Annotated in this window: 20 protein-coding genes, 2 tRNA genes and 1 pseudogene; 11 read left to right on the forward strand and 12 right to left on the reverse strand. The window is 71.5% G+C overall.

The window, feature by feature from the left end; all coding sequences use genetic code 11:
- Window positions 1–104, forward strand: a pseudogene (locus QMF80_RS26750) (IS982 family transposase); the annotation flags it as partial.
- Between the two features lie 18 nt (window positions 105–122).
- Here the strand turns inward: QMF80_RS26750 and QMF80_RS26755 are convergent.
- Entirely contained in the window at window positions 123–938 is an 816-nt protein-coding gene (locus tag QMF80_RS26755) for an SOS response-associated peptidase (protein WP_283457693.1), read from the reverse strand.
- Window positions 939–991: 53 nt separating this feature from the next.
- Here QMF80_RS26755 and QMF80_RS26760 point away from each other — a divergent pair, with 53 nt between their 5' ends.
- The 4 genes from QMF80_RS26760 to QMF80_RS26775 all read left to right on the forward strand — a co-directional run bounded on the left by QMF80_RS26760 (window position 992) and on the right by QMF80_RS26775 (window position 4612).
- Entirely contained in the window at window positions 992–1705 is a 714-nt protein-coding gene (locus QMF80_RS26760; protein ID WP_283457696.1) for a M50 family metallopeptidase, read from the forward strand.
- Window positions 1706–1822: 117 nt separating this feature from the next.
- Window positions 1823–3163 carry a 3-phosphoshikimate 1-carboxyvinyltransferase gene (gene aroA, locus QMF80_RS26765; RefSeq protein ID WP_283457697.1) on the forward strand — a complete coding sequence of 447 codons (1341 nt, stop codon included), beginning with the start codon at window positions 1823–1825 and terminating at the stop codon, window positions 3161–3163.
- Window positions 3164–3171: 8 nt separating this feature from the next.
- A complete protein-coding gene (gene rsgA, locus QMF80_RS26770) occupies window positions 3172–4185 on the forward strand; it encodes a ribosome small subunit-dependent GTPase A (protein WP_283457699.1) in 1014 nt (337 codons plus the stop codon).
- A 103-nt stretch (window positions 4186–4288) separates the two neighbouring features.
- Window positions 4289–4612 carry a DMT family transporter gene (locus QMF80_RS26775; RefSeq protein ID WP_283457702.1) on the forward strand — a complete coding sequence of 108 codons (324 nt, stop codon included), beginning with the start codon at window positions 4289–4291 and terminating at the stop codon, window positions 4610–4612.
- Here QMF80_RS26775 and QMF80_RS26780 read toward each other — a convergent pair.
- A complete protein-coding gene (locus QMF80_RS26780) occupies window positions 4578–5153 on the reverse strand; it encodes a TetR/AcrR family transcriptional regulator (RefSeq protein ID WP_283457705.1) in 576 nt (191 codons plus the stop codon). The genes QMF80_RS26775 and QMF80_RS26780 overlap by 35 nt on opposite strands.
- A gap of 131 nt (window positions 5154–5284) precedes the next feature.
- Between QMF80_RS26780 and hisN the strand changes: the two genes are divergently transcribed.
- Together hisN and QMF80_RS26790 are read left to right on the forward strand one after the other, a co-directional pair.
- Window positions 5285–6088: a histidinol-phosphatase gene (gene hisN / locus QMF80_RS26785; protein WP_283457707.1), complete on the forward strand. Its 804-nt coding sequence runs from the start codon at window positions 5285–5287 to the stop codon at window positions 6086–6088.
- Between the two features lie 106 nt (window positions 6089–6194).
- On the forward strand, window positions 6195–6605 hold the full coding sequence (locus QMF80_RS26790; protein ID WP_283457709.1) for a CBS domain-containing protein: 411 nt from the start codon (window positions 6195–6197) through the stop codon (window positions 6603–6605).
- A gap of 104 nt (window positions 6606–6709) precedes the next feature.
- On the opposite strand, the gene QMF80_RS26795 is transcribed toward QMF80_RS26790, so the two are convergent.
- Entirely contained in the window at window positions 6710–8179 is a 1470-nt protein-coding gene (locus QMF80_RS26795) for a catalase (protein ID WP_283457710.1), read from the reverse strand.
- A 130-nt stretch (window positions 8180–8309) separates the two neighbouring features.
- Here QMF80_RS26795 and QMF80_RS26800 point away from each other — a divergent pair, with 130 nt between their 5' ends.
- Entirely contained in the window at window positions 8310–8729 is a 420-nt protein-coding gene (locus tag QMF80_RS26800; protein WP_283457712.1) for a Fur family transcriptional regulator, read from the forward strand.
- A 277-nt stretch (window positions 8730–9006) separates the two neighbouring features.
- Here the strand turns inward: QMF80_RS26800 and QMF80_RS26805 are convergent.
- The 4 genes from QMF80_RS26805 to QMF80_RS26820 form a co-directional block, all read right to left on the reverse strand.
- Window positions 9007–9080: transfer RNA gene (locus QMF80_RS26805), tRNA-Met, on the reverse strand.
- Window positions 9081–9449: 369 nt separating this feature from the next.
- Entirely contained in the window at window positions 9450–11327 is a 1878-nt protein-coding gene (locus tag QMF80_RS26810; RefSeq protein ID WP_283457714.1) for a tetratricopeptide repeat protein, read from the reverse strand.
- A gap of 225 nt (window positions 11328–11552) precedes the next feature.
- Window positions 11553–11626, reverse strand: a tRNA-Met gene (locus QMF80_RS26815).
- A gap of 114 nt (window positions 11627–11740) precedes the next feature.
- Entirely contained in the window at window positions 11741–14623 is a 2883-nt protein-coding gene (locus QMF80_RS26820; protein ID WP_283457830.1) for a UPF0182 family membrane protein, read from the reverse strand.
- A gap of 149 nt (window positions 14624–14772) precedes the next feature.
- Here QMF80_RS26820 and QMF80_RS26825 point away from each other — a divergent pair, with 149 nt between their 5' ends.
- Window positions 14773–15342, forward strand: a complete 570-nt coding sequence (locus QMF80_RS26825) for a PPA1309 family protein (protein WP_283457716.1) — start codon at window positions 14773–14775, stop codon at window positions 15340–15342.
- Window positions 15343–15374: 32 nt separating this feature from the next.
- Here QMF80_RS26825 and QMF80_RS26830 read toward each other — a convergent pair whose 3' ends face one another.
- From QMF80_RS26830 to QMF80_RS26845, 4 genes are all read right to left on the reverse strand, one after another.
- Entirely contained in the window at window positions 15375–16463 is a 1089-nt protein-coding gene (locus QMF80_RS26830) for a YlbL family protein (protein WP_283457718.1), read from the reverse strand.
- A gap of 132 nt (window positions 16464–16595) precedes the next feature.
- Window positions 16596–16787 (reverse strand): hypothetical protein, encoded by a 192-nt coding sequence (locus QMF80_RS26835; RefSeq protein WP_283457720.1) that lies wholly within the window; start codon window positions 16785–16787, stop codon window positions 16596–16598.
- A 124-nt stretch (window positions 16788–16911) separates the two neighbouring features.
- Window positions 16912–17373, reverse strand: a complete 462-nt coding sequence (locus QMF80_RS26840) for a molybdenum cofactor biosynthesis protein MoaE (protein ID WP_283457722.1) — start codon at window positions 17371–17373, stop codon at window positions 16912–16914.
- Window positions 17374–17509: 136 nt separating this feature from the next.
- On the reverse strand, window positions 17510–18664 hold the full coding sequence (locus QMF80_RS26845) for an SDR family oxidoreductase (protein ID WP_283457724.1): 1155 nt from the start codon (window positions 18662–18664) through the stop codon (window positions 17510–17512).
- Between the two features lie 192 nt (window positions 18665–18856).
- Between QMF80_RS26845 and QMF80_RS26850 the strand changes: the two genes are divergently transcribed.
- Both QMF80_RS26850 and QMF80_RS26855 read left to right on the forward strand, forming a co-directional pair.
- Window positions 18857–20272 (forward strand): zinc-dependent metalloprotease, encoded by a 1416-nt coding sequence (locus tag QMF80_RS26850; RefSeq protein ID WP_283457725.1) that lies wholly within the window; start codon window positions 18857–18859, stop codon window positions 20270–20272.
- Window positions 20269–20802 carry an NUDIX hydrolase gene (locus QMF80_RS26855; protein ID WP_283457727.1) on the forward strand — a complete coding sequence of 178 codons (534 nt, stop codon included), beginning with the start codon at window positions 20269–20271 and terminating at the stop codon, window positions 20800–20802. The genes QMF80_RS26850 and QMF80_RS26855 overlap by 4 nt, the downstream gene beginning before the upstream one ends.
- Before the next feature lie 66 nt (window positions 20803–20868).
- On the opposite strand, the gene QMF80_RS26860 is transcribed toward QMF80_RS26855, so the two are convergent.
- On the reverse strand, window positions 20869–21624 hold the full coding sequence (locus QMF80_RS26860) for an AIM24 family protein (protein ID WP_283457729.1): 756 nt from the start codon (window positions 21622–21624) through the stop codon (window positions 20869–20871).
- Window positions 21625–21628 lie beyond the last annotated feature (4 nt).

The raw sequence follows: 21628 nt of genomic DNA on the forward strand, positions 1-21628 counted from the left end.
CAGTCCGCGTCCTGCAACGCATCCTGGCCCTCACCGCCGCAATCTGGCACAACACCAAGGCCGGCGAACCAGTGCTCCGCTCACTGACCGCCTACGATCACTGACCCCTTGGAATCAATCATCTAGAACAGCGTGCTCTCCTCCGGCGCCGCCAGCTCCTCCAGCAGTTCCGGCCCGTTGTTGCGGACGTTGCTGACCGCGGTGGAGACCGGAAAGGCCCGCATCAGGCCGCCCGGCGGCGGCTCCAGCAGGGCGCGCAGCTCGTCGGCGTCGGTGCGCGCGGGGTCCAGCCAGGCGTCCCAGCGGTCCGGGGGCAGCATGAGCGGCATCCGGGGGTGGATCTCGGAGAGCGAGCGGGGCCCCTCGGCGGGCGCCACGCCCAGCGGACCGGTCTCGGCCTCGGTCGTGACCACCGAGCAGGTGGCCCACCAGGCGAGCGGATGGTCGTCGGGCAGGGTCCGGTCGCGCCAGAACTCGTAGATCCCGGCCATCGCGAAGACCGACCCGTCGCGGGGAAGCACGAAGTACGGCTGCTTGCGGGCCCGCTTCTTCTTCCCCTCGACCTCCAGCTGCCGCTCGTCGTGGGCGGTGACCCACTCGTAGTAGCCGTCGGCGGGCACGATGCAGCGGCGCTGCGCGAAGGGGCGGCGGAAGGAGGGCTTCTCGTGCAGGGTCTCCGACCGGGCGTTGATCATCCGGGCCGCGCCCTCGGGGCTCTTGGACCAGGAGGGGACCAGCCCCCATTTCAGTACGCGCAGCTGGCGAACCGGACGCGGGTCCGGCGCGTCTTTCAGTGGACGGTCGAGGACGACGAGGACCTCCTTCGTCGGCGCGACGTTCCAGTCGGGGGCCAGGGCCTCCGTGGGCACCCACCGCTCCACGCCGAAGACCCCCGCCAGGTCCTCCGGCCCACGACTCGCTGCAAAGCGTCCACACATGCCTGCCAGACTGCCACGACACCCGATCACCACCGCAAGGAGCCGGCCACCCTATGGACAGCAACTGGGCGGGCAGCCTGTGGGACCGGGTCACCGGCATACAGAGCGCCCCCGCGACCTGGCTGGTGATCGCGACCGCCGCCGTCGCACTGGCCGCCGTACTGCCCCGGCCCGTGTGGCTGGTCTCCCGCAATGCCGTGACCATCGCCCACGAGGGCGGCCACGGGCTGATCGCGGTGCTCACCGGGCGTCGGCTCGACGGGATCCGGCTGCATTCGGACACCAGCGGGCTCACCGTGAGCCGGGGGAAGCCGAGCGGGCTCGGCATGATCCTGACGGCCGCCGCCGGGTACACCGCGCCGTCCCTGCTGGGTCTCGGCGGCGCCGCCCTGCTGGCCGCGCACCGGATCACCCTGCTGCTGTGGGTGGCCACCGCGCTGCTGCTGGCGATGCTGCTGATGATCCGCAACGCGTACGGGGTACTGACCGTCTTCGTCTCCGGCGGGGCGTTCCTGCTGGTGTCCTGGCTGGCTCCGGCCGAGGTGCAGTCGGCGTTCGCGTACGGGGTGGTGTGGTTCCTGCTGGTGGGCGGCGTGCGCCCGGTCTTCGAGCTCCAGCGCAAGCGGCGCCGCGGCGGGGCGCCGGACTCGGACGCGGACCAGCTCGGGCGGCTCACGCACGTGCACCCGGTGATGTGGCTCTTCCTCTTCCACGCGGTCGCGCTGTGCTCGCTGATCGGCGGCGGTCGCTGGCTGCTGAGCCTCTAGGGCCGCGTCGGGCAACGTTCGCCCCGGGCGCACCGGGCGCACCGGCTGTTTCCAGCCCGTGAGACCCGAGCCGCGATCAAGATCTGAGGTCCGGCCCGACCAACTAAAGTAAGGGCCATGACCGACACCCCCGCGCTGCCCGCCCTCTGGCCCGCCCCGCTCGCCGACGGGCCCGTCCGGGCCACCGTCACCGTCCCGGGGTCCAAATCGGTCACGAACCGGGCCCTGGTGCTGGCCGCTCTCGCGTCCGAGCCCGGCTGGGTGCGCAGGCCGCTGCGCTCGCGGGACTCGCGGCTGATGTCGGACGCGCTGCGCGCGATGGGCGTGGGCATCGAGGAGACCGTCTCGTCCAGTTCCGCGGGCGAGGGCGAGAGCGGCGAGGCCTGGCGGGTCATCCCGGCCGCGCTGCACGGCCCCGCGTCCGTCGACGTCGGCAACGCGGGCACGGTCATGCGCTTCCTGCCTCCGGTGGCCACCCTGGCCCTGGGCGACATCCGCTTCGACGGCGATCCCCGCTCCTACGAGCGCCCGCTCGGCGAGGTCATCAACGCGCTGCGCGTCCTCGGCGCCCGCATCGACGACGACAGCCGGGGCGCGCTGCCCCTGACGGTGCACGGCGGCGGCGCCCTGGAGGGCGGCACGGTCGAGATCGACGCCACCAACTCCTCGCAGTTCCTCTCCGCGCTGCTGCTCGCCGCCCCGCGCTTCAACCAGGGCGTGGAGGTCCGGCACACCGGCACCAACCTGCCGTCGATGCCGCACATCCGGATGACGGTGGAGATGCTGCGCGCGGCCGGCGCCCAGGTCGACACCCCCGAGTCGGGCGGCGAGAAGGACGTGTGGCGGGTGGCGCCGGGCGCGCTGCTGGGCCGCGACATGGTCGTCGAGCCGGACCTGTCGAACGCGCAGCCGTTCATGGCGGCCGCGCTGATCACCGGCGGCACGGTCACCATCCCCGACTGGCCCCGGCGCACCACCCAGCCCGGCGACGCGCTGCGCGCGATCTTCACGGAGATGGGCGGCTCCTGCGAGCTGACCGACGCGGGTCTGGTCTTCACCGGCACCGGCAAGATCCACGGCATCGACGTGGACCTCGGTGACGTCGGCGAGCTGACCCCGGGCGTCGCGGCCGTGGCCGCGCTGGCCGACTCGGAGTCGGTGCTGCGCGGGGTGCAGCACCTGCGGCTGCACGAGACGGACCGGCTGGCGGCGCTGACGGCGGAGATCAACGGGCTGGGCGGCGACGTGACCGAGACCGCAGACGGCCTGCGCATCCGCCCGCGCCCGCTGCGCGGCGGCACCTTCCACACCTACGACGACCACCGGATGGCCACCGCGGGCGCGGTGATCGGCCTGGCGGTGCCGGGCGTACTGATCGAGAACGTGGCGACGACCGCCAAGACCCTCCCGGACTTCCCCAGGATGTGGGCAGAGATGTTGTCGGGAGCGGGAGCGTAGGGACCGTCATGCGCAGATACGGCAAGAACACCGACGAGGACGACATCCGCCAGCGGCCCAACCCCAAGGGCAACCGGCCGCGGACCACGATCCGCCCCAAGCACGAGGACGCCTCCGAGGGCTTCGTCCTGACCGTGGACCGCGGGCGGCTGACCTGCCTGCTCGACGGCCGGGTCACGATCCACGCGATGAAGTCCCGCGAGCTGGGGCGCAAGGCGGCGGTGGTCGGCGACCGGGTCTGGATCGTCGGTGACCTGTCGGGCAAGAAGGACACCCTGGCCCGGATCGTGCGGATCGAGGAGCGCAGGTCGGTGCTGCGCCGCACCGCCGACGACGACGACCCCTACGAGCGGGTGGTCGTCGCCAACGCCGACCAGCTGGCCATCGTCACGGCGCTGGCCGATCCGGAGCCGCGGCCCCGGATGATCGACCGCTGCCTGGTGGCGGCGTACGACGCCGGGCTGGAACCGCTGCTGGTGCTCACCAAGTCCGACCTCACCTCGGCGGACAAGATCCTGGAGATCTATTCGACCTTCGGCCTGAACTACGTGGTCACCAACCGCGAGGAACTGGCGACCGGGGACGCGGCCGAGCGGGTGCGCGAGCGGCTCAACGGGCGGATCACCGCCTTCGTCGGCCACTCGGGCGTCGGCAAGACCACCCTGGTCAACTCACTGGTCGCCAAGGGCCGCCAGCGCGCCACCGGCGTGGTGAACTCGGTGACCGGCCGCGGTCGGCACACCACCACCTCGGCGCTCGCGCTGCCGCTGCCCTCGGGCGACGGCTGGGTCATCGACACCCCGGGCGTCCGGTCCTTCGGCCTGCACCACGTGGATCCCTCCCGGGTGATCCTGGCCTTCCCGGAGCTGGTCCCGGGCACCGAGGGCTGCCCGCGCGCGTGCAGCCACGACGAGCCGGACTGCGCGCTCGACACGTGGGTGGAGGAGGGCCACGCGGATCCCGCGCGGCTGTACTCGCTGCGGCGGCTGCTGCAGACGCGGGAGCGGCGCGAAGGCGACTGATCGTCCGGCGGGGTTTGCGGGACGCCGTGTCTGGTAAATGCATAATCGCACCAAGTGGCGGCGGTGAGAGCCGGGGCACGTGAGCGCGGGGGAGGCATTCGACATGGCGTGGCTGCTCGTCGTGGTCGCGGGAATCCTGGAGACCGGTTTCGCGGTCTGTCTCAAGCTGTCCCACGGATTCACCCGACTGTGGCCGACCATCGCCTTCGCGTGCTTCGCGCTGGGCAGTTTCGGTCTGCTCACCCTGGCGCTGAAGAAGCTGGACGTCGGCCCGGCCTACGCGGTGTGGACGGGCATCGGCGCCGCCGGGACCGCCGTGTACGGCATGGTCTTCCTGGGCGACCTGGTCTCCACCCTCAAGCTCGTCTCGATCTCGCTGGTGGTGCTGGGCGTCATCGGCCTCCAGCTGTCCGGTTCGTCGCACTGAGCTCCGGGCCCCGGCCCCGCCCCGGTTCCAGACCCAGTCCCAGCACGTCCGCCATCGGGTCGTCCCCGGCGGGCGCGATCACGTAGGAGAGGGCGAGCCGGACGACCAGCTCGCAGCGGTACGCGCTCCACTCCCCCGCTTCCAGCGCGGCGGCGGCCCGGTCCCGGACCGCCCGGGTGAGTTCCTCAGGCCGCGGCCCGGGCACCAGCAGCGGCAGCCGCGCGTCCCAGCAGCCGGTGAGCAGGGCCCGTACCAGCGGGTGCGCGCGGGCCGAGCGCACGGTCCAGTCGGCGAGCGCGGCCATCCGCTCGCCCGCGCCCCGCGGGGCGGCGAGGGCCCGGTCCACCCCGGCGAGGTACCAGTCGGTCTCGCGGCGGACCAGGGCCCGGCCCAGGCCGTCCTTGCCGCCGAACTCGTTGTACAGCGTCTGCCGGGACACCCCGGCCGCGGCGGCCACCTCGACCATCCGCACGACCGGCCAGGGGCGCACCGCGAGCGCCGCTCCCGCCGCCTCCAGCAAGGACTCCCGCGCTGCCGGCATCTTCGCCTCCGCTCGTCTGTCCGTCAGGGTTGACGGGTGCGAAGGCCCTGTCAAGGGCGGCTGTCGGCCGGTGCGGGACCTGACCGTGGACACCTTTGGCCCGGCTGATCCGATGTCGATACTGTTCGGCCATGTCCGAGTATGACGATGACCTGCGCCTCGCCCACGAGCTCGCCGACGCCGCCGACGCGGCCACGATGGCCCGTTTCCAGGCCCTCGACCTGAAGGTCGAGACCAAGCCCGACATGACCCCGGTGAGCGAGGCCGACAAGGCCGCCGAGGAGCTGATCCGCGCGGGCATCCTGGCCGCGCGGCCCGGGGACGCGATCCTCGGCGAGGAGTACGGCGTCCAGGGCTCGGGCCCGCGGCGCTGGGTGGTCGACCCGATCGACGGGACGAAGAACTACGTGCGCGGGGTCCCGGTGTGGGCGACCCTGATCTCCCTGATGACCGAGGGCCCGGACGGCGCCTGGCGCCCGGTGGTCGGTGTGGTCTCCGCTCCCGCGCTGGGCCGCCGCTGGTGGGCCGCCGAGGGCGGCGGGGCGTACACGGGGCGCGGCCCGGCCGACGGGACGCGGATCGGCGTCTCCAGTGTGAGCACCCTGGCCGACGCCTCGTTCTCGTACGCCTCGCTGGGCGGCTGGGAGGAGCGCGGGCTGCTGCCGGGGTTCCTGGAGCTGACCCGCGAGGTGTGGCGGACCCGGGCGTACGGCGACTTCTGGTCGTACATGCTCGTCGCCGAGGGCGCCGTGGACATCTGTGCGGAGCCGGAGCTGTCCCTGTGGGACATGGCGGCGAACGCGATCGTCGTCCAGGAGGCGGGCGGCCGATTCACCGGCCTGGACGGGGCGGACGGCGTACACGGCGGGAACGCGGCCGCGTCGAACGGCCTGCTGCACGATGAGCTGCTCGGGTACTTGCGCCCGCGCGACTGAGTGCGCCCCCTTGATGACACTCCGTGTTCATGGGAATCTGGGGCTCCTCCGCTTGTGTCTTTGTGAACGGGGCGGAGGGTCCCACTCCTAGGAGGTGGCTGTCTTCATGCTTGTCCGTGACGCCATGAGCACCCTGATCCTCACCCTCGGACCCACCCACACCCTCCGGCAGGCCGCGTGCCTGATGTCCGGCCGACACGTCGGCGCGGCCGTCGTCCTGGACCCGGAGCACAGCGGGATCGGCATCCTGACCGAACGCGACATCCTCAATTCCATCGGCGCGGGCCATGATCCCGACCGCGAGACCCTGAGCGCCCACGCCACCACCGACGTGGTGTTCTGCACCCCCGAGGCCACCTTGAACGAGGCCGCCGAAGCCATGGTCCGCGGCGGGTTCCGGCACCTGGTCGTCCTGGAGGACGGCGGCCCGGTGGGCATCGTCTCGGTGCGCGACATCATCCGGTGCTGGCTGCCGCAACGGCGTACGGTCCTGCCCTCCCCGTCGCCGTCCCACTGAGCCCCGTCCGCCGAGCCCGGCCGATCCCCCCGCGCGCCGGGAAAGGCCGACGGGCCGGAGCCCCCGAGGGGGTTCCGGCCCGTCGCCTCACGGCAAGCGATCCGTCAGCCGCGAAGGGCCTGGACCGCGGCTTCGAGCCGCTTGCCGAAGTCGCCGTCCGCCTGGCGGAAGTTGTTGATCGCGCGCTCGGCGATGTCGTCACGGGAGACCTTGGCGATGAAGCCGGCCAGGTTCTCGATCAGACGGGACTTCTCGTCCTCGGAGTACAGGCGGTAGAGGTTGCCCGCCTGGACGAAGTCGTTGTCCTCGCTGTGCACGGCGGCCGCGTGGTTGCCCGTACCACCGGTGAGGGAGACCGACTGCCACAGCGGACGGTCCGTCTGGTGCGGGCCGCCGAAGCTGTTCGGCTCGTAGTTCTTCGCACCCGCGTGGCGGCCGTCGTACAGGGCGCCGTCACGGGAGTTGGTGCGCGCCTCGGTGGCGTGCGGACGGTTCACCGGCAGGTGGTCGGCGTTGATGCCGACACGGTAGCGGTGGGCGTCGCCGTAGCCGAAGAGACGGCCCTGGAGCATCTTGTCCGGGGACGGACCGATACCGGGGACGAAGTGCGCCGGGGAGAAGATCGACTGCTCGACCTCGGCGAAGACGTTCTCCGGGTTGCGGTTGAGCTCCAGCTTGCCGATCTCGATCGGCGGGTAGTCCTCGTGCGGCCACACCTTGGTGAGGTCGAACGGGTTGAAGCGGTACCCGGCCGCCTCGGCCGCGGGCATGATCTGGACCTGCACGGTCCAGGTCGGGAAGTCGCCGCGCTCGATCGACTCGCGCAGGTCGCGCTGGTGCGAGTCGGGGTCCTCACCGGCGAGGAGGTTGGCCTCGGCCTGGGTGAGGTTCTTGATGCCCTGGTCGGTCTTGAAGTGGTACTTGACCCAGAAGACCTCGCCCGCCTCGTTGTTCCACTGGAACGTGTGCGAGCCGTAGCCGTTCATGTGGCGGAAGGACGCCGGGATGCCGCGGTCACCGAACAGCCAGGTCACCTGGTGGGTCGACTCGGGCGACAGGCCCCAGAAGTCCCAGACGTTGTCGGCCTCCTGCGAGCCCGTGTACGGGTCGCGCTTCTGGGTGTGGATGAAGTCCGGGAACTTGATGGCGTCCTTGATGAAGAACACCGGGGTGTTGTTGCCGACGAGGTCGTAGTTGCCCTCTTCGGTGTAGAACTTCAGCGCCCAGCCGCGGGGGTCGCGCACGGCGTCGGCGCTGCCGAGGTTGCCCGCCACGGTGGAGAAGCGCAGGAAGGTCTCGGTCTGCTTGCCGACCTCGGACAGGAAGTTCGCCCGGGTCCACTGCGAGACGTCACGGGTCAGCGTGAAGGTGCCGTAGGCGCCCGCGCCACGGGCGTGCACGACGCGCTCCGGGATGCGCTCGCGGTTGAAGTGCGCGAGCTTCTCCAGCAGCAGCTGGTCCTGGAGGAGGACGGGGCCACCGATGCCCGCAGTCTCACTGTTCTGGTTGTCGGCGACCGGAGCCCCGGCCTCCGTGGTGAGCGGTCCCTGCGTCACGTGCGCCTCCTGCGTCATTCCTGCAAGTCCTGTCCTTGGCGTTTGCCGTAACCGATCCTACGATGGACTTTGTCTAAGTCAAGTAAGCATCCAAGTCCACACTGATTCGGGATCTACACCGAGTCACCTCGCTGTTAGGCTGGCGTCTATGAGTGACCTGCTGGAGAGACTTCGCGGACGTGGCTGGCGCATGACGGCCCAGCGGCGGGTCGTGGCCGAGGTGCTCGACGGTGACCACGTTCACCTGACGGCGGACGAGGTGCACTCCCGTGCCGTGGCCAAGCTGCCGGAGATTTCCCGGGCGACGGTCTACAACACGCTGGGCGAGCTCGTCACCCTCGGTGAAGTCCTGGAAGTGTCCACCGACCACCGGCGCGCCAAGCGCTACGACCCCAACGCGCACCGGCCGCACCAGCACCTGGTGTGCGCCCAGTGCGGCGCGATCCGCGACGTCTTCCCGGCGGGCAACCCGCTGACCGACCTGCCCGACAGCGAGCGCTTCGGCTTCGCCGTCTCGGCGGTCGAGGTGACCTACCGGGGGATCTGCCCGAACTGCGCGGGCGCCTAGTCCCGCGACCGGGAAGGTGCACCGGGTCGCGGCGCCCGGCACGGCGCCTCGCGGCGTTGTCGGACCGCGCCGGTACGTCCAGTACGAGTCACGGCCCTCCGCCTTGCGAGGCACCGCACCGAACACCGCGACCCGGCAAACCTTCCCGCCACAGCACTAGACGACGCGGCGGCGGCCGGAGGCTTCGAGCCTCGGCCGCCCCCCTTTTTTTGCGCTCTGCGCAGGCGTAAACGACCGAAGGCCCGGATCCAGGGGATCCGGGCCTTCGGTCTTTCAGTAGCGGGGACAGGATTTGAACCTGCGACCTCTGGGTTATGAGCCCAGCGAGCTACCGAGCTGCTCCACCCCGCGTCGGTAAACCTGACTCTACGCGAAGGTCGCCTGCGGGAGCAAATCCATTGACGGCCCCGCCCACGGCCCCCAGACCCTCCGACCGGATGGCGCGTTCCGCCCCCCTCTCCCCCCGGACGACCGGACGTGACGTCCGCCCCACCCCTGGCCGAAATCCACCCCCGCCCCAGCCCCGCCGGCGTTTGAGGCGCCGCCGGAGGCATCATGAGCCACCCCTGCGGCGCCAATGCCGGGGCTCCTCGCCGGGTCCCGCGCCTCGAACGCCGACGAGGCTGAACCGGCCTCCGGCACCTCCGGCACCGGAGCCCCGGGGCCCGGAGGCCAGGCGCACGGCCGGGAGCCCGGTCCCGCCGGGCCAGGGGCGGGAGGTCAGGCCGACAGCTCCTCGGCCAACGCCTCACACAGCCGCGCCGCCCGCTCGGAAACCTCCGCCGGCCCCAGCTCCATCGCCCGCACGCACCACTTCTGCCCCTCGGCCAGATCCCCGTGCCGCGCCGCGAACAGCCCGAGCCGCAGCGCCGCGCGCCCGTGGCCCGCCACCGCCGCCCGGGTCCACCACAGCGCGGCCTCCGGCTCGCTGCCCTCGCGGGCCAGCAGCACCCCGAGGTTGAAGGCACCGTTGCGGGACCCCGCCTCCGCCGCCTCCCGGTACCACCGAGCCGCCGCGGCCATGTCACCGCGCCCGGCCGCCAGCATGCCGACCCGGACCTGCGCCCGGCGGTGGCCCTCCTCGGCCGCCCGCTCGTACCACTCCTCGCTCTCGCTCTTCATCGCCCCGCCGACCGGCTCGCCCAGGGCCACCGGCTCCGGCGGCGGAGCCAGCGATTCCAGCAGCGCGGCCAGCCGGAACGCGGCCTCCGCGCTACCGCCGCCCGCCGCGCACCGCAGGTGCCGTTCGGCCGCCCGCTCCTCACCGTCGCGCACCAGCGCGATGCCGACCTGGAGCGCCGCGTCCGTGTGACCGGCCGAGGCCGCCCGCTCGTACCACTTGAGCGCCGTACGGTCCTCGTCGCGGCTGGCGAAGAGGATGCCCAGGTTGAAGGCGGCGTCCACGCTGCCCGCCTCCGCCGCCTTGGAGAACCACGGCTCGGCTCCGGCCGCGTCCCCGCCCTGGAGCAGCAGGATCGCGAGCGCGTTGGCCGCCTCGCGGTGTCCGGCGTAGGCCGCGCGGCGGTACCACTGCTCGGCCTGCGCGGTCCGGTCCTGGGCGGCGCACAGCAGGGCGAGGTTGTACGCACCGTTCTGGTCGCCCGCGTCCATCGCGGCCCGGTACCAGCGCTCCGCGGTCTGGGTCTCCCCGCGCGCGGCGTGCAGCGCGCCCAGCGCGTTGGCGGCGTTGCCGTCGCCGTCCTGGGCGGCCCGGTGCCACCACGTGACGGCGCTGTCCTCGTCCCCGGCGTCGCGCAGCAGGAAGCCCAGGGCGCAGGCGGCCCGCGCCTCGCCCTGCTTGGCGGAGCTGAGGTACCAGCGCCCGGCCTCCTTCAGCTCCCCGCGCGCCTCCAGCAGCGCGCCGAGGTGCAGCGCGGCGCGCCGGTGCCCGCGCGCGGCGGACTGCCGGTACCACTGCTCGGCCTCGGCGGGCTCGCGGCGGCGCAGGTGCCGGGCGAGCCGGTAGGCGGCTTCGCGGTGGCCCTGTTCGGCGGCAGCGCGCAGCCACCGCTCGGCTCCCGTGTCGCCGCGGTGCTCCAGGAGGTCGGCGAGTCCGTAGGCGCCGAGCGCGTGGCCGGATTCCGCCGCTTGACGCAGCCAGTACTCGGCGGCGGGTTCGTCGCCGCGCTCGCGGTAGTGGCGCCCGAGGGCGTGGGCGGCAGGTGCGGATCCGGCCACGGCGGCGACCCGCCACCAGCCCGCCGCGTCCTCCGGGTAGCCGCGCTGGTGGAGCAGGACGCCGAGGTTGTTGGCGGCGGCGCGGTCTCCGGCGGCGGTGGCCCCGCGCAGGTACGGCTCGGCCCGGGCCAGGTCGCCGCGGCGCAGCAGCAGCGCCCCGAGCACGCTCATGGCGCCGGGGTCGCCCTTGTCGGCGGCGCCGCGGTGCCGTGCCTCCAGCTCGGCGTCGCTCGCCGCGTCGGCTTCGGCTCCGTCGAAGACCTCTTCGGTGCGGTACGTGTTCCGCTGATCCACGCCGGTCGGTGCGGGATCCGCGCTCACGGCCGCGGCCGGGTTACCGGCTTCCATGCCCGTTTCGGTCTCCGCCCTCACAAACCGCCCTGTCTCCAGCAGAGTTGACCTGTCCCCCATAAATCCCATCGTCGCATCACCTGCTACCCGCGTACACCTGGTATGTCGCAGCCAGTGAGGTCACTAGAGGTCACTACAGCGCTTTGTCGACTTGCCCGCAGTGGGACAAGTCAAACACGCTCCGCCCCCAACTCACCCACCTCAGCTACCGCGTGGCGCGCACCGAATGGATCGTGGGCACGGACCGGGCATGACGAAGGCCCGGATCCCATGGATCCGGGCCTTCGTTTTCAGTAGCGGGGACAGGATTTGAACCTGCGACCTCTGGGTTATGAGCCCAGCGAGCTACCGAGCTGCTCCACCCCGCGTCGGTGAAACCACAGTATCACGACGCGGGACGGAACCTTTCATCCTTGATCTCCGGGCGATCCCGACCCTTGGCCGACCGTTGGCCGAGCACGGGCCGACCGCCGGTCGAGCGGTCAGCCGCCCGGGTTGGCAGCCGGGGTGTTCAGCTTGCTCTCCGCCTCGACCGCCCGCTTGAGCGCCGCCGACAGGTCGGCCTGCGCCTTGCCGTAGGCGGTCCAGTCGCCCGCCTTCATGGCCTTGTCCGCGTCGTCGAAGGCCTTCGAGGCATCGGCGAGCGCGGCCTTGACCGTCGGGTCCTGGCTGGCGGGCGGCTTGGTGGTGCCGTCCGGCGGCGGCTGGTTCGGCGTGGTGGGCGGGGTCGCCCCTTCGGCGCCGAAGACCGAGTCGAGCGCCTTGTCCAGGGTGTCCTCGAAGGCCGTCTGGTTGCCGTAGGTCACCAGGACCTTGCGCAGCAGCGGGTACTTCAGCCCGGCACTGCGCACGTACACCGGCTCGACGTAGAGCATCCCGCCGTCGAGCGGGACCGCGAGCAGGTTTCCGTACTCGACCTCGGAGTCGCCACCGCGCAGCAGGCGGATGGACTCGGCGATCTTGGGTTCGGAGTTGAACTTGCTCTGGACCTGCTTGGGACCGTCGACCGGCTTGCTGGTCGGCATCTTCAGGATTCTGATCTTGCCGTAGTCCGAGGTGCCCGGATCGGCGTTGACCGCCATGAAGGCGCTCAGGTTGTCCCGCTCGTTCGGCGTCAGGGTCGTCGTGAGCGAGAAGACCTGGTCCTTCTCGGGCTGGTCCGGCATCTTCATCGACAGGTAGTACGGCGGGACCGCCGTGCCCTTGGTCGTCGGGTCGTCCGGGACGGCCCAGGCCTCACTGCCGCTGAGGAAGGTCTGCGGGTCCGTGACGTGGTACCGGGTCAGCAGCTCGCGCTGGACCTTGAAGAGGTCCTGCGGGTAACGCAGGTGCGCCATCAGGTCCTTGGAGATCTCGCTCTTCTCCTTGACCGTGCCGGGGAACGCCTTCATCCAGGTCTTGAGGACCGGGTCCTTGGTGTCCCACTGGTACAGGCTGACCTTGCCGTCGTACGCGTCGACCGTGGCCTTCACCGAGTTGCGGATGTAGTTGACCTGGTTCTCCTGGGCCACCACCGCGCGCTGGCTGTTGGTCAGCGAGTCCGCGGTGCTGTCGCCCAGCGTGGTGCGCGAGGCGTAGGGGTAGCCGTTGGTCGTCGTGTAGGCGTCGACGATCCAGACGATCCGTCCGCCCACGACCGCCGGGTAGGGCGCGCCGTCGATGGTCAGCCAGGGGGCGACGGCCTCGACGCGTTCCTTGGGCGTGCGGTTGTAGAGGATCCGCGAGCCCTCGCCGATGGCGCCGGAGTAGAGGATCTGCGGCTCGCTGAAGGCGAGTGCGTACGCCGCCCGGTTGACCGGGTTGTCGAGGTTGACCCCGCTGTCGCCCTTGTAGCTGGTCTCCTTCTCGCCCTTGTCGTCGGAGTAGTCCAGCTCCTTCTGCGGGCCGCCGACGATCGAGTACTGCTTCGTCTGCTCGCCGTAGTAGACGCGCTGCTCGAAGTCCGTGCCGAACATTCCCTTGGAGGGGAGGTCGGACTGGGTGAAGTCGGGAGCGCCGTCCTTGGCGGTGGTGCCCTTGGCCGCGACGACGCCGTAGCCGTGGGTGTACTTGAAGTGGTCGTTGATCCAGTTGTTCTTCGGGATGCCGTTGATGTTGAGCTCGCGCAGGCCGATGACCGTGTCCTGGCCCTTGTACCGGTCCACGGCGAGCGTGGACGGGAAGGCGTAGTAGCCCTTGACCTGCTGGAGCTGCTGGAAGGCCGGGGAGACGATGTTCGGGTCGAGGAGGCGGATGCTGGCCGTGGAGGCCGCCGTCTGCCGCAACTGCGCCTTGTCGGTCCCCGCCGAGGGCACGCCCGCGTAGTCCTTCACGTCCGTGTCGGCGATCCCGTACGCGTCGCGCGTCGCCTTGATGTTCTTCTCGACGTACGGAGATTCCTTGGCCTGCTCGTTGGGCTGGACCTGGAACTTCTGCACGATCGCCGGGTAGAGCCCGCCGATCAGGATGGCCGAGAGCACCATCAGGCCGAAGCCGATCACCGGGAGCTGCCAGGTGCGGCGCCACAGCGTCGCGAAGAACAGCACGGCGCAGATCGCGGCGATGCAGAAGAGGATGGTCTTGGCCGGGAGGTAGGCGTTGGCGTCGACGTACCGCAGGCCGGTCCAGTTGTCCGCGGCCTTGAAGTCACTCGACTTGACGGCCAGGCCGTACCGGTCGAGCCAGTACGCGACGGCCTTCAGCGATACGAAGATGCCGAGCAGCACCGACAGGTGGCCGGTGGCCGCGGCGGTGGCGCGGGCGCCCGGGCTGGTGACGCGCAGGCCGCCGTACAGGTAGTGCACGATGGCCGCCGCGATCAGCGACAGCACGGCGGCGGCGAAGCCGAAGCCGAGCAGGAACCGGTACCAGGGCAGGTCGAAGGTGTAGAACGACACGTCCATGTGGAACTGGGGGTCCTGCTGCCCGAAGGGCACCCCGTTCACGTACATGAGCCAGGTCTTCCACTGACCGGCCGCCGAGGCGCCCGCGATCAGTCCGACGAGCACCGCGATCCCGAGGAGCAGCCACTTCTTGAAGGGCGCGACGCTCATCCGGTAGCGGTCGAGGCTCTGCTGCTCCACCGACATCGCGCTGAGCGGCGGCCGCAGCCGGTGCGCCAGCCAGATGTTGAACCCGATGGCACCCGCCATGATCAGGCCGAAGACGGCGAACAGGCCGATTTTGGTCCAGAGCGTGGTGGTGAAGACGGTGGAGTAGTGGACGGAGCGGAACCAGAGCCAGTCGGTCCAGAAGCCCGCGAACATGATGAAGGCCATGGCCAGGACGGCCAGGACGCCCAGGGTCATCAGGAGAGTGCGGGCGCGCCGGGAGGGGCGGCCGACTCTCATCCGTGGCCCGGAGGGGCCTCCGCCGCGGTCCGGCATCTGGAAAGCCAAGGTGCGCACCTCGAAAGTCGCTGTGTGTCGTGGGGTACTGGACGTTTTCAAAAGCAGGGGCCCCCGATCGTAGAGCCCACTGATTCAACTTACTGAGGCTTTAGTCAGTTCCCGGTATCAGAGCGAAAGGAGGCAGGATGTTGTCCATGTCCAACCTTTCCCCCTCCCCCGGCACTCCGATGGCGGCCAGCCCGCTGACCCGTGCCGTGCTCGAGATCGACGAATACGCGGCCGGTCAGGGCTGGGACCGGCCCGCCCGGCTCTTCGCCCTGGTCGACACCGCCCGGCTGCGCAGGCAGGAGCCCCGGCTGGCCCGGCAGCTCGGCCTGGACCAGGACGACGCGGGCAAGATCCAGCTCACGCCGATCGAACAGGACGAACTGCCGAAGGGCACCGCCCTGGACAAGTTCCTGGGCACGCTCGCCTGGCCCGACTCGGTCGTCGGCTGCGCGCTGACGGTGGAGCGGCTGATGCTCCCGCCGTCCGCGGAGGCCGCCGTACCGTCCGACCTGACCGACAAGCAGCTCGCCAAGTGGGTCGCCGGGCACCCCGAACGGCAGGAGGTGCGCCTGACCGTGGGCGTCCTGCGCGACGGGTCGCGCGAATCTGCCGTACGGCTGCGCGAGAAGGACGCGGCGAGCGAGGTGCTCACCGGGGCCAGCCTGGTGCCCGGGCTGGCCGAGGCGCTGGCGGCGACCTTCTCCTGACCGCGGGCCGCGGCGCGCGAGGGGGGGTGGGGTCAGGACGCGCCGCACTGCGGCAGTCCGGCCCTGTCCCCCTTGCTGATCTTCTCCAGCGCCTTCATGGCGTCGCCGATGGTGGAGACCTTCACCAGGGTGAGGCCGTCCGGTACGTCCTTGGCGGCCGCGGCGCAGTTCTCCGCCGGGGTCAGGAAGTACTGGGCGCCCGCCTGACGCGCCCCGATGGTCTTCATCTGGATGCCGCCGATCGGACCGACCGTACCGGCGTCGTCGATGGTTCCGGTGCCCGCGACGAACTTCCCGCCGGTCAGGTCCTGGGGCGTCAGCTTGTCGACGATGCCGAGGGAGAACATCAGACCCGCGCTGGGGCCGCCGACGTCGGCGAGGTTGATGTCGATGCGGAACGGGAAGGTGTGGTCGGTCCCGGCCCGGATGCCGACGATCGCGTGACCGTCGTCGGGCGCCTTGCCCGCGGTGATCTCCACCTTCTGGGGTCCGGCGGGCTCGCGCCCGGCCTTCTTCGCCTCGGCCGCCTCGGCGGCCGGGATGACGGTGAACTCGACCTTCTGCCCGGGCTGGTGCCGGGTGACCAGTGTGGCGACGTCCGCGGGTTCCTTCACCGGGGCGCCGTCCACGGCGACGATCACGTCACCGGCGTGCAACTTGCCCTCGGCGGGGCTGTTCTTGACCACGGTGGCGACGTTCACGCGGGCGGTCACCGGGACGCCGAGCTGCTTGAGGGCGGCCACCTTGGCGCTCTCCTGCGACTGGCTGAACTCCTCGGCGTTCTCCTGCGTCGATTCCTTGTCCGTCTTGCCGTGCGGGTAGAGGTTCTCGTGCGGGACCACGATGTTGTCGCGGGCGGCCCAGCCGTACACCGCTTCCAGCAGGTTCATGTCGTAGTCCGCGCCCGTCACCCGGACCGTGGTCATGTTCAGGTGACCGCTGGTGGGGTAGGTCTTGCGGCCCGAGATGTTCAGGACCGGCTCGCCGCGCGAGTCACCGAGGGTGTTCACCGTGGGGCCGGGGCTCATCTCGGAGTACGGGACCTTGATGAACACTCCGGCGCAGAGCAGCGCGAACAGCATGAGGGTGGACGCGAGCATCGTCGCAGTGCGGCGTGGCATGGATCGACAGTACGTGACGGCCCTGTGGGGCGGCCCGTGGGGCCGGTCCGTACGGGGAGGGTTCCCGCAGTCCCCGCGGGGTTCCCCGGAGGGTTGTCGGTCGGATACCCGGCAGGCCACTCACGGGACGCGTCAGACGGCGTCGGAACCGGAATGCGCCTTGGCCCTGTCGGCCTGGCCTGAGTCCATGACCTCGCGGAATCTCGCGTAGCCGGCGAGCTCGGATATGTCGCCGGACGTGCGGTCGCGGGCGGCCCAGGTCCCCCATATCGCTGCGCCGACGGCGGCGAAGAGCGGAATCAGCAACCACGCCAAAGAACCCATGTGCGCTCCCTACCCCGAGATCGAGCTGTTTGTTGCTCCAACGCTCGTGCCCGGGGCGTAGTTACGCAAATCGAGGGCGTGTTGCGCGTCCATACGGGTGCCGCGGACGCGTCGGGCGGCGGTCTCAGCAGGCGCCGACCCACTCCTCGGTGCCGTCGGAGAACATCTGGTGCTTCCAGATCGGCACCTCGTGCTTGAGGTCGTCGATCAGCATCCGGCACGCCTCGAAGGCCTCCCCGCGGTGCGGGCAGGAGACGGCGACGACGACCGCGAGGTCACCGACGCGCAGGTCCCCGACGCGGTGTACGGCCGCCAGGGCGCGGACCGGGTACTTCGCGACGACGCGTTCGGCGACGCGGCGCATCTCGGCCTCGGCCGTCGGGTGGCAGGAGTAGCCGAGCGAGTCGACGTCCGCCCCGCCGTCGTGGTCGCGCACCGTGCCCACGAAGAGGGCGGTGCCGCCCGTCGCGTCGTCGCCGACGGCCTGGAAGACCTCGTCGAGCGAGAGCGGGGTCTCGCGGATCTGGAGCAGCCGGATCGGGTCCGGTGCGGCCTGCTCGCCGGGGTGGTCGAAGTGCGGAGCCATGCAGCCATCGTGCACCACGGTTCTCACATCGCGGAATAGCCGATTCGACCGGGTGTACGGGCAGGGGATATGGAGCCTCCTACAGGAGGCCCCGCCCGCCGGGGCCCCCGGCGGGCGGCCCCCGGGCCCCCGGGGCTCAGATCCCGCGCCGCCTGCGGGCCGCGCGGATCGCCGCCGCCGCGCCCAGCAGGGCGACCGTCGCTCCGGCGGCGCCCGCCGCCGTCGCGTCCTTGCGGCCCAGTCGGCGGCCGACGACGGTGTGCCTGCCCGCGACCTCCTGGAGCAGTTCCGCGAGGACCTCCTCATTGGTCCAGCGCGGCCGCCAGCCCGCCGCGTGCAGCCTGCTGACGCTGACCACCCACGGATGCATCGTGTACGCGAGGTCCCCGGCCGGGGACGGGGTCAGCCCGATGCGGTGCAGCCGGGCGGCGGCGCCGAGCGCGACGGCGGACGGCAGCTCCATGCGCCGGATCCCGCTCAGCTCCTCTACTTCCTCCTGCTCCAGCCAGCCCTCGCAGCCCACCGCCAGCTCTCCCTCCACCTTCTCCAGGGCCGCGTACTCCAGGGCGCTGACCAGGTCCTCGACGTGGCAGAACTGCCAGGTGGGACGGGATCCGGCGACCACGAGCAGGCGCGGGGACTCGAAGTAGCGGGTCAGCGCGGTGTCCGTACCGCCGACCAGCACGGCGGGGCGGACCACGGTGACGTTGAGGCCGGGGTGCGCCCGGGGCGCGCGGCGGCCCAGGCGCTCGATCTCCAGCAGGTCGCCGACGCCGGTGGCCTCGGCGGTGGCCCGCAGCTCGGAGTCCTCGGTCAGCGGGATGTCGTTGTCCGGGAGGGCGCCGTAGACCATCGCGGAGGTGCAGAGCACCACGCGGTGCACCCCGGCCGCGGCGGCGGCGGTGAGCACGGTCTGGGTCCCGCGCACGTTGTACGCCGTACGGGCCGCGGGGTCGGTCTCCAGGTCGAGGTCCAGCGCGAGGTGGACGACCACGTCCGCGCCGCGCAGTTTCTCGGCGATCGCGGGGTCCCGTACGTCCAGGACGTGCCACTGCGCCTCCGTGCACTCGCCGCGCCGCTCGTCGATGGCGACGACCTGCTTGACCTCGTCCGAAGCGGCGAGCCGGGCCACCAGGGCGGCGCCGACCCCCGAGGCGGCGCCGGTCACGGCGACGATGGGGCCGCGTACCGGCGGGTTACGCGGCGGGCGAACGCCGCCGGGCTGCTCGCCGTGGTCAGGGCGGTTTTCGTCGCCGTGCGGCTCTCGAACCTGCGGATCTGGGGAACTCACCGGGCGTCTCCAGCGGTTGTCTTCAGTGGGGCCGCGTCCTGACGCGGACCTACCAGGTGATGTCCATCCTGCCGCAGCCCGGCAGCAGGCGGAGCACCGAGCCCGGATGCGGCCGCGGTGTCTACGCTGGGTGGTGTTGTCGGACCATTGCCCGTCGGCTCCCGCCGACGGCCCTACGAGCCGAGGAAACCCGTGAGCGACACCCCATTCGGATTCGGCCTTCCGCCGGAGGAGCCGGAGAACGGCGACGAAGGCAAGAAGAAGGGCGACCAGGGCGGTCAGGGTGGCCCGAATCCGTTCGGGTTCCCCGGGGCCGCACTGCCCGGCGGACTGCCGGGCGCCGGTGGCCCCGGCGGCGCGGACAATCCGTTCGCCGCGATGTTCGGTTCCATGAACCCGAACGACCTGGGCGCCGCCTTCCAGCAGCTCGGGCAGATGCTCAGCTACGAGGGCGGTCCCGTGAACTGGGACATGGCCAAGGACATCGCCCGCCAGACCGTCGCCCAGGGCACCGCCGAAGGCGTCAAGGACGCCAGCGTCGGCCCCGCCGAGCGCTCCGCCGTCGAGGAGGCCGTGCGCCTGGCCGACCTGTGGCTGGACTCCGTCACCTCGCTGCCGTCCGGCGCGGCCACGGCCGTGGCCTGGAGCCGCGCCGAATGGGTCGAGGCGACCCTGCCGGTGTGGAAGGAACTGGTCGACCCGGTCGCCGAGCGGGTCGGCGCGGCCATGGGCGACGTACTGCCCGAGGAGATGCAGGCCATGGCGGGCCCGCTGCTCGGGATGATGCGTTCCATGGGCGGGGCCATGTTCGGCCAGCAGATCGGCCAGGCCGTGGGCACCCTCGCGGGCGAGGTCGTCGGCTCCACCGACATCGGGCTGCCGCTGGGCCCGGCGGGCAAGGCCGCGCTGCTGCCGCTGAACATCGAGGCCTTCGGCAAGGACCTCGGCGTCCCCTCGGACGAGATCCGGCTCTACCTGGCCCTGCGCGAGGCCGCCCACCAGCGGCTCTTCGCGCACGTGCCGTGGCTGCGCTCGCACCTGTTCGGCGCCGTGGAGGGCTACGCGCGCGGCATCAAGGTCGACACCTCGAAGCTGGAGGAGGTGGTCGGCCAGCTCGACCCGTCGAACCCGGAGCAGCTCCAGGAAGCACTCCAGGGCGGTATGTTCCAGCCGCAGGACACCCCGGAGCAGAAGGCGGCACTGGCCCGCCTGGAGACCGCGCTCGCGCTGGTCGAGGGCTGGGTGGACGCGGTGGTGCACGAGGCGGCCAAGCCCCGGCTGACCTCCGCGGACGCGCTGCGCGAGACCCTGCGCCGGCGCCGCGCCTCGGGCGGCCCGGCCGAGCAGACCTTCGCGACCCTGATCGGCCTGGAGCTGCGCCCGCGCAGGCTGCGGGACGCCTCGCGGCTGTGGGCCTCGCTCACCGACGCGCGCGGCGTGGACGGGCGCGACGGGCTGTGGGAGCACCCGGACATGCTGCCGACGGCCTCCGACCTGGACGACCCGGACGGCTTCGTGCACCGCGAGCAGCTGGACTTCTCGGAGATCGACAAGATGCTCGGCGAGGCCGCCGAGAAGCGCGAGCAGGACGGTGACGACACCAAGTGAGCCTGTACGACGACGCGGTCCTCGTACTGAAGGGGTACGAGGGCCAGGGCGGCCAAGGCGCGCTGCGCGAGGCCTACCTGGAGCACCTGGCGGCCCACCCCGACGGCATGTGGAAGCCCTGCGGGGCGGGGCACATCACGGGCAGCGCCCTGGTGATCGACCCCTCGCGCGGCCGGGTGCTGCTGACCCTGCACAAGAAGCTCGGGATGTGGCTCCAGATGGGCGGGCACTGCGAGCCCGGTGACGCGACCCTCGCGGACGCGGCGCTGCGCGAGGCCCGGGAGGAGTCCGGCATAGCGGCGGGGCTCACGCTGCTGCCCGGCGGCCCGGTCAGGCTGGACCGGCATCCGATCCCGGCGCCGTGCAACTGGCACCTGGACGTCCAGTACGGGGCGCTGGCCCCGGCGGGGGCGGTCGCGGAGATCAGCGAGGAGTCGCTGGACCTGCGCTGGTTCGCGTACGAGGAGGTGGCCGGGGTCGCCGATGATTCGGTGGTCCGGCTGATGGAGGCGACCCGGGCGCGGCTCTGACACCGGCGCGCGGGTAGGGGGCGGGCGCAGACCTCGCGGTCCCCGCCCGCCCCTTCGCCGCGGCCGTCAGTTCCAGGCGTTGTTCTGGTTCTGCGCGTGGGCGCCCTGCTGGCCCATGCCGTACTGCGCGGCGACGCCCTGGCCGAGCTGGGCGTTCTGCGGCGGGAGCAGCTCGCTGGGCTGCACCAGGGCGAAGCCCTGGCCGAGGAAGCTCAGCTCCCAGCCCTCCCCCGTGTTGCCGCGGCGCCGCCACACCCCGGTGGAGTGCGTCTGGGCCTGCATCTGCACGCGCAGCGAGGTGGACCAGGCGACGATGGCGTCCGCGTCGACGTTGACGTACTTGTCGGGGGTGATCCGCAGCAGCAGCGGCTGCCCCGAGGTCATCAGGGCGACCTTGCCGCGGCCGGTGATGTTGAGCTGGTACTTCCCCGAGCCGGAGATGCCGTACTGGCTGTCCACCGCGATGGCCTCGGTGTGCAGGGTGGAGTCGAGGGCGAGGACGTAGCTGCTGTCCACGGTCAGGCCGTCCTGGTCCACGTCCAGTACGTGCACGTCCTGGGCGAGGTTGGCGAAGTACACCGTGCCCTGCCCGGAGCAGCGCATCAGGTCGAGGCCCTCACCGGTGCGGGCGCGGGAGGTCCGCTGGTTGGTGCTCTGGTACTCGCCGTCGAAGTCGATCAGTCCCTGGTAGGCGACCATCGATCCCTTGCGCGCCAGGACGTCGTCCTGGCCGGTGAGCGAGACCCGCAGCATCTGCGGGTTCTGGACGACGTAGCGCTCCTGGGACTGTGCCTCGGAGTGGCTGAAAAGTGCGCTTTGCATGATG

This window comes from Streptomyces sp. G-G2 (assembly GCF_030063135.1).
Taxonomy (GTDB): domain Bacteria; phylum Actinomycetota; class Actinomycetes; order Streptomycetales; family Streptomycetaceae; genus Streptomyces.

Excerpts from the sequence above, each read along its gene's own strand:
- QMF80_RS26755 (WP_283457693.1), bottom strand. The coding sequence starts at position 938 with ATGTGTGGACGCTTTGCAGCGAGTCGTGGGCCGGAGGACCTGGCGGGG.
- QMF80_RS26760 (WP_283457696.1), top strand. The coding sequence starts at position 992 with ATGGACAGCAACTGGGCGGGCAGCCTGTGGGACCGGGTCACCGGCATA.
- aroA (WP_283457697.1), top strand. The coding sequence starts at position 1,823 with ATGACCGACACCCCCGCGCTGCCCGCCCTCTGGCCCGCCCCGCTCGCC.
- rsgA (WP_283457699.1), top strand. The coding sequence starts at position 3,172 with ATGCGCAGATACGGCAAGAACACCGACGAGGACGACATCCGCCAGCGG.
- QMF80_RS26775 (WP_283457702.1), top strand. The coding sequence starts at position 4,289 with ATGGCGTGGCTGCTCGTCGTGGTCGCGGGAATCCTGGAGACCGGTTTC.
- QMF80_RS26780 (WP_283457705.1), bottom strand. The coding sequence starts at position 5,153 with ATGCCGGCAGCGCGGGAGTCCTTGCTGGAGGCGGCGGGAGCGGCGCTC.
- hisN (WP_283457707.1), top strand. The coding sequence starts at position 5,285 with ATGTCCGAGTATGACGATGACCTGCGCCTCGCCCACGAGCTCGCCGAC.
- QMF80_RS26790 (WP_283457709.1), top strand. The coding sequence starts at position 6,195 with ATGCTTGTCCGTGACGCCATGAGCACCCTGATCCTCACCCTCGGACCC.
- QMF80_RS26795 (WP_283457710.1), bottom strand. The coding sequence starts at position 8,179 with ATGACGCAGGAGGCGCACGTGACGCAGGGACCGCTCACCACGGAGGCC.
- QMF80_RS26800 (WP_283457712.1), top strand. The coding sequence starts at position 8,310 with ATGAGTGACCTGCTGGAGAGACTTCGCGGACGTGGCTGGCGCATGACG.
- QMF80_RS26810 (WP_283457714.1), bottom strand. The coding sequence starts at position 11,327 with ATGGGATTTATGGGGGACAGGTCAACTCTGCTGGAGACAGGGCGGTTT.
- QMF80_RS26820 (WP_283457830.1), bottom strand. The coding sequence starts at position 14,623 with ATGCCGGACCGCGGCGGAGGCCCCTCCGGGCCACGGATGAGAGTCGGC.
- QMF80_RS26825 (WP_283457716.1), top strand. The coding sequence starts at position 14,773 with ATGTTGTCCATGTCCAACCTTTCCCCCTCCCCCGGCACTCCGATGGCG.
- QMF80_RS26830 (WP_283457718.1), bottom strand. The coding sequence starts at position 16,463 with ATGCCACGCCGCACTGCGACGATGCTCGCGTCCACCCTCATGCTGTTC.
- QMF80_RS26835 (WP_283457720.1), bottom strand. The coding sequence starts at position 16,787 with ATGGGTTCTTTGGCGTGGTTGCTGATTCCGCTCTTCGCCGCCGTCGGC.
- QMF80_RS26840 (WP_283457722.1), bottom strand. The coding sequence starts at position 17,373 with ATGGCTCCGCACTTCGACCACCCCGGCGAGCAGGCCGCACCGGACCCG.
- QMF80_RS26860 (WP_283457729.1), bottom strand. The coding sequence starts at position 21,624 with ATGCAAAGCGCACTTTTCAGCCACTCCGAGGCACAGTCCCAGGAGCGC.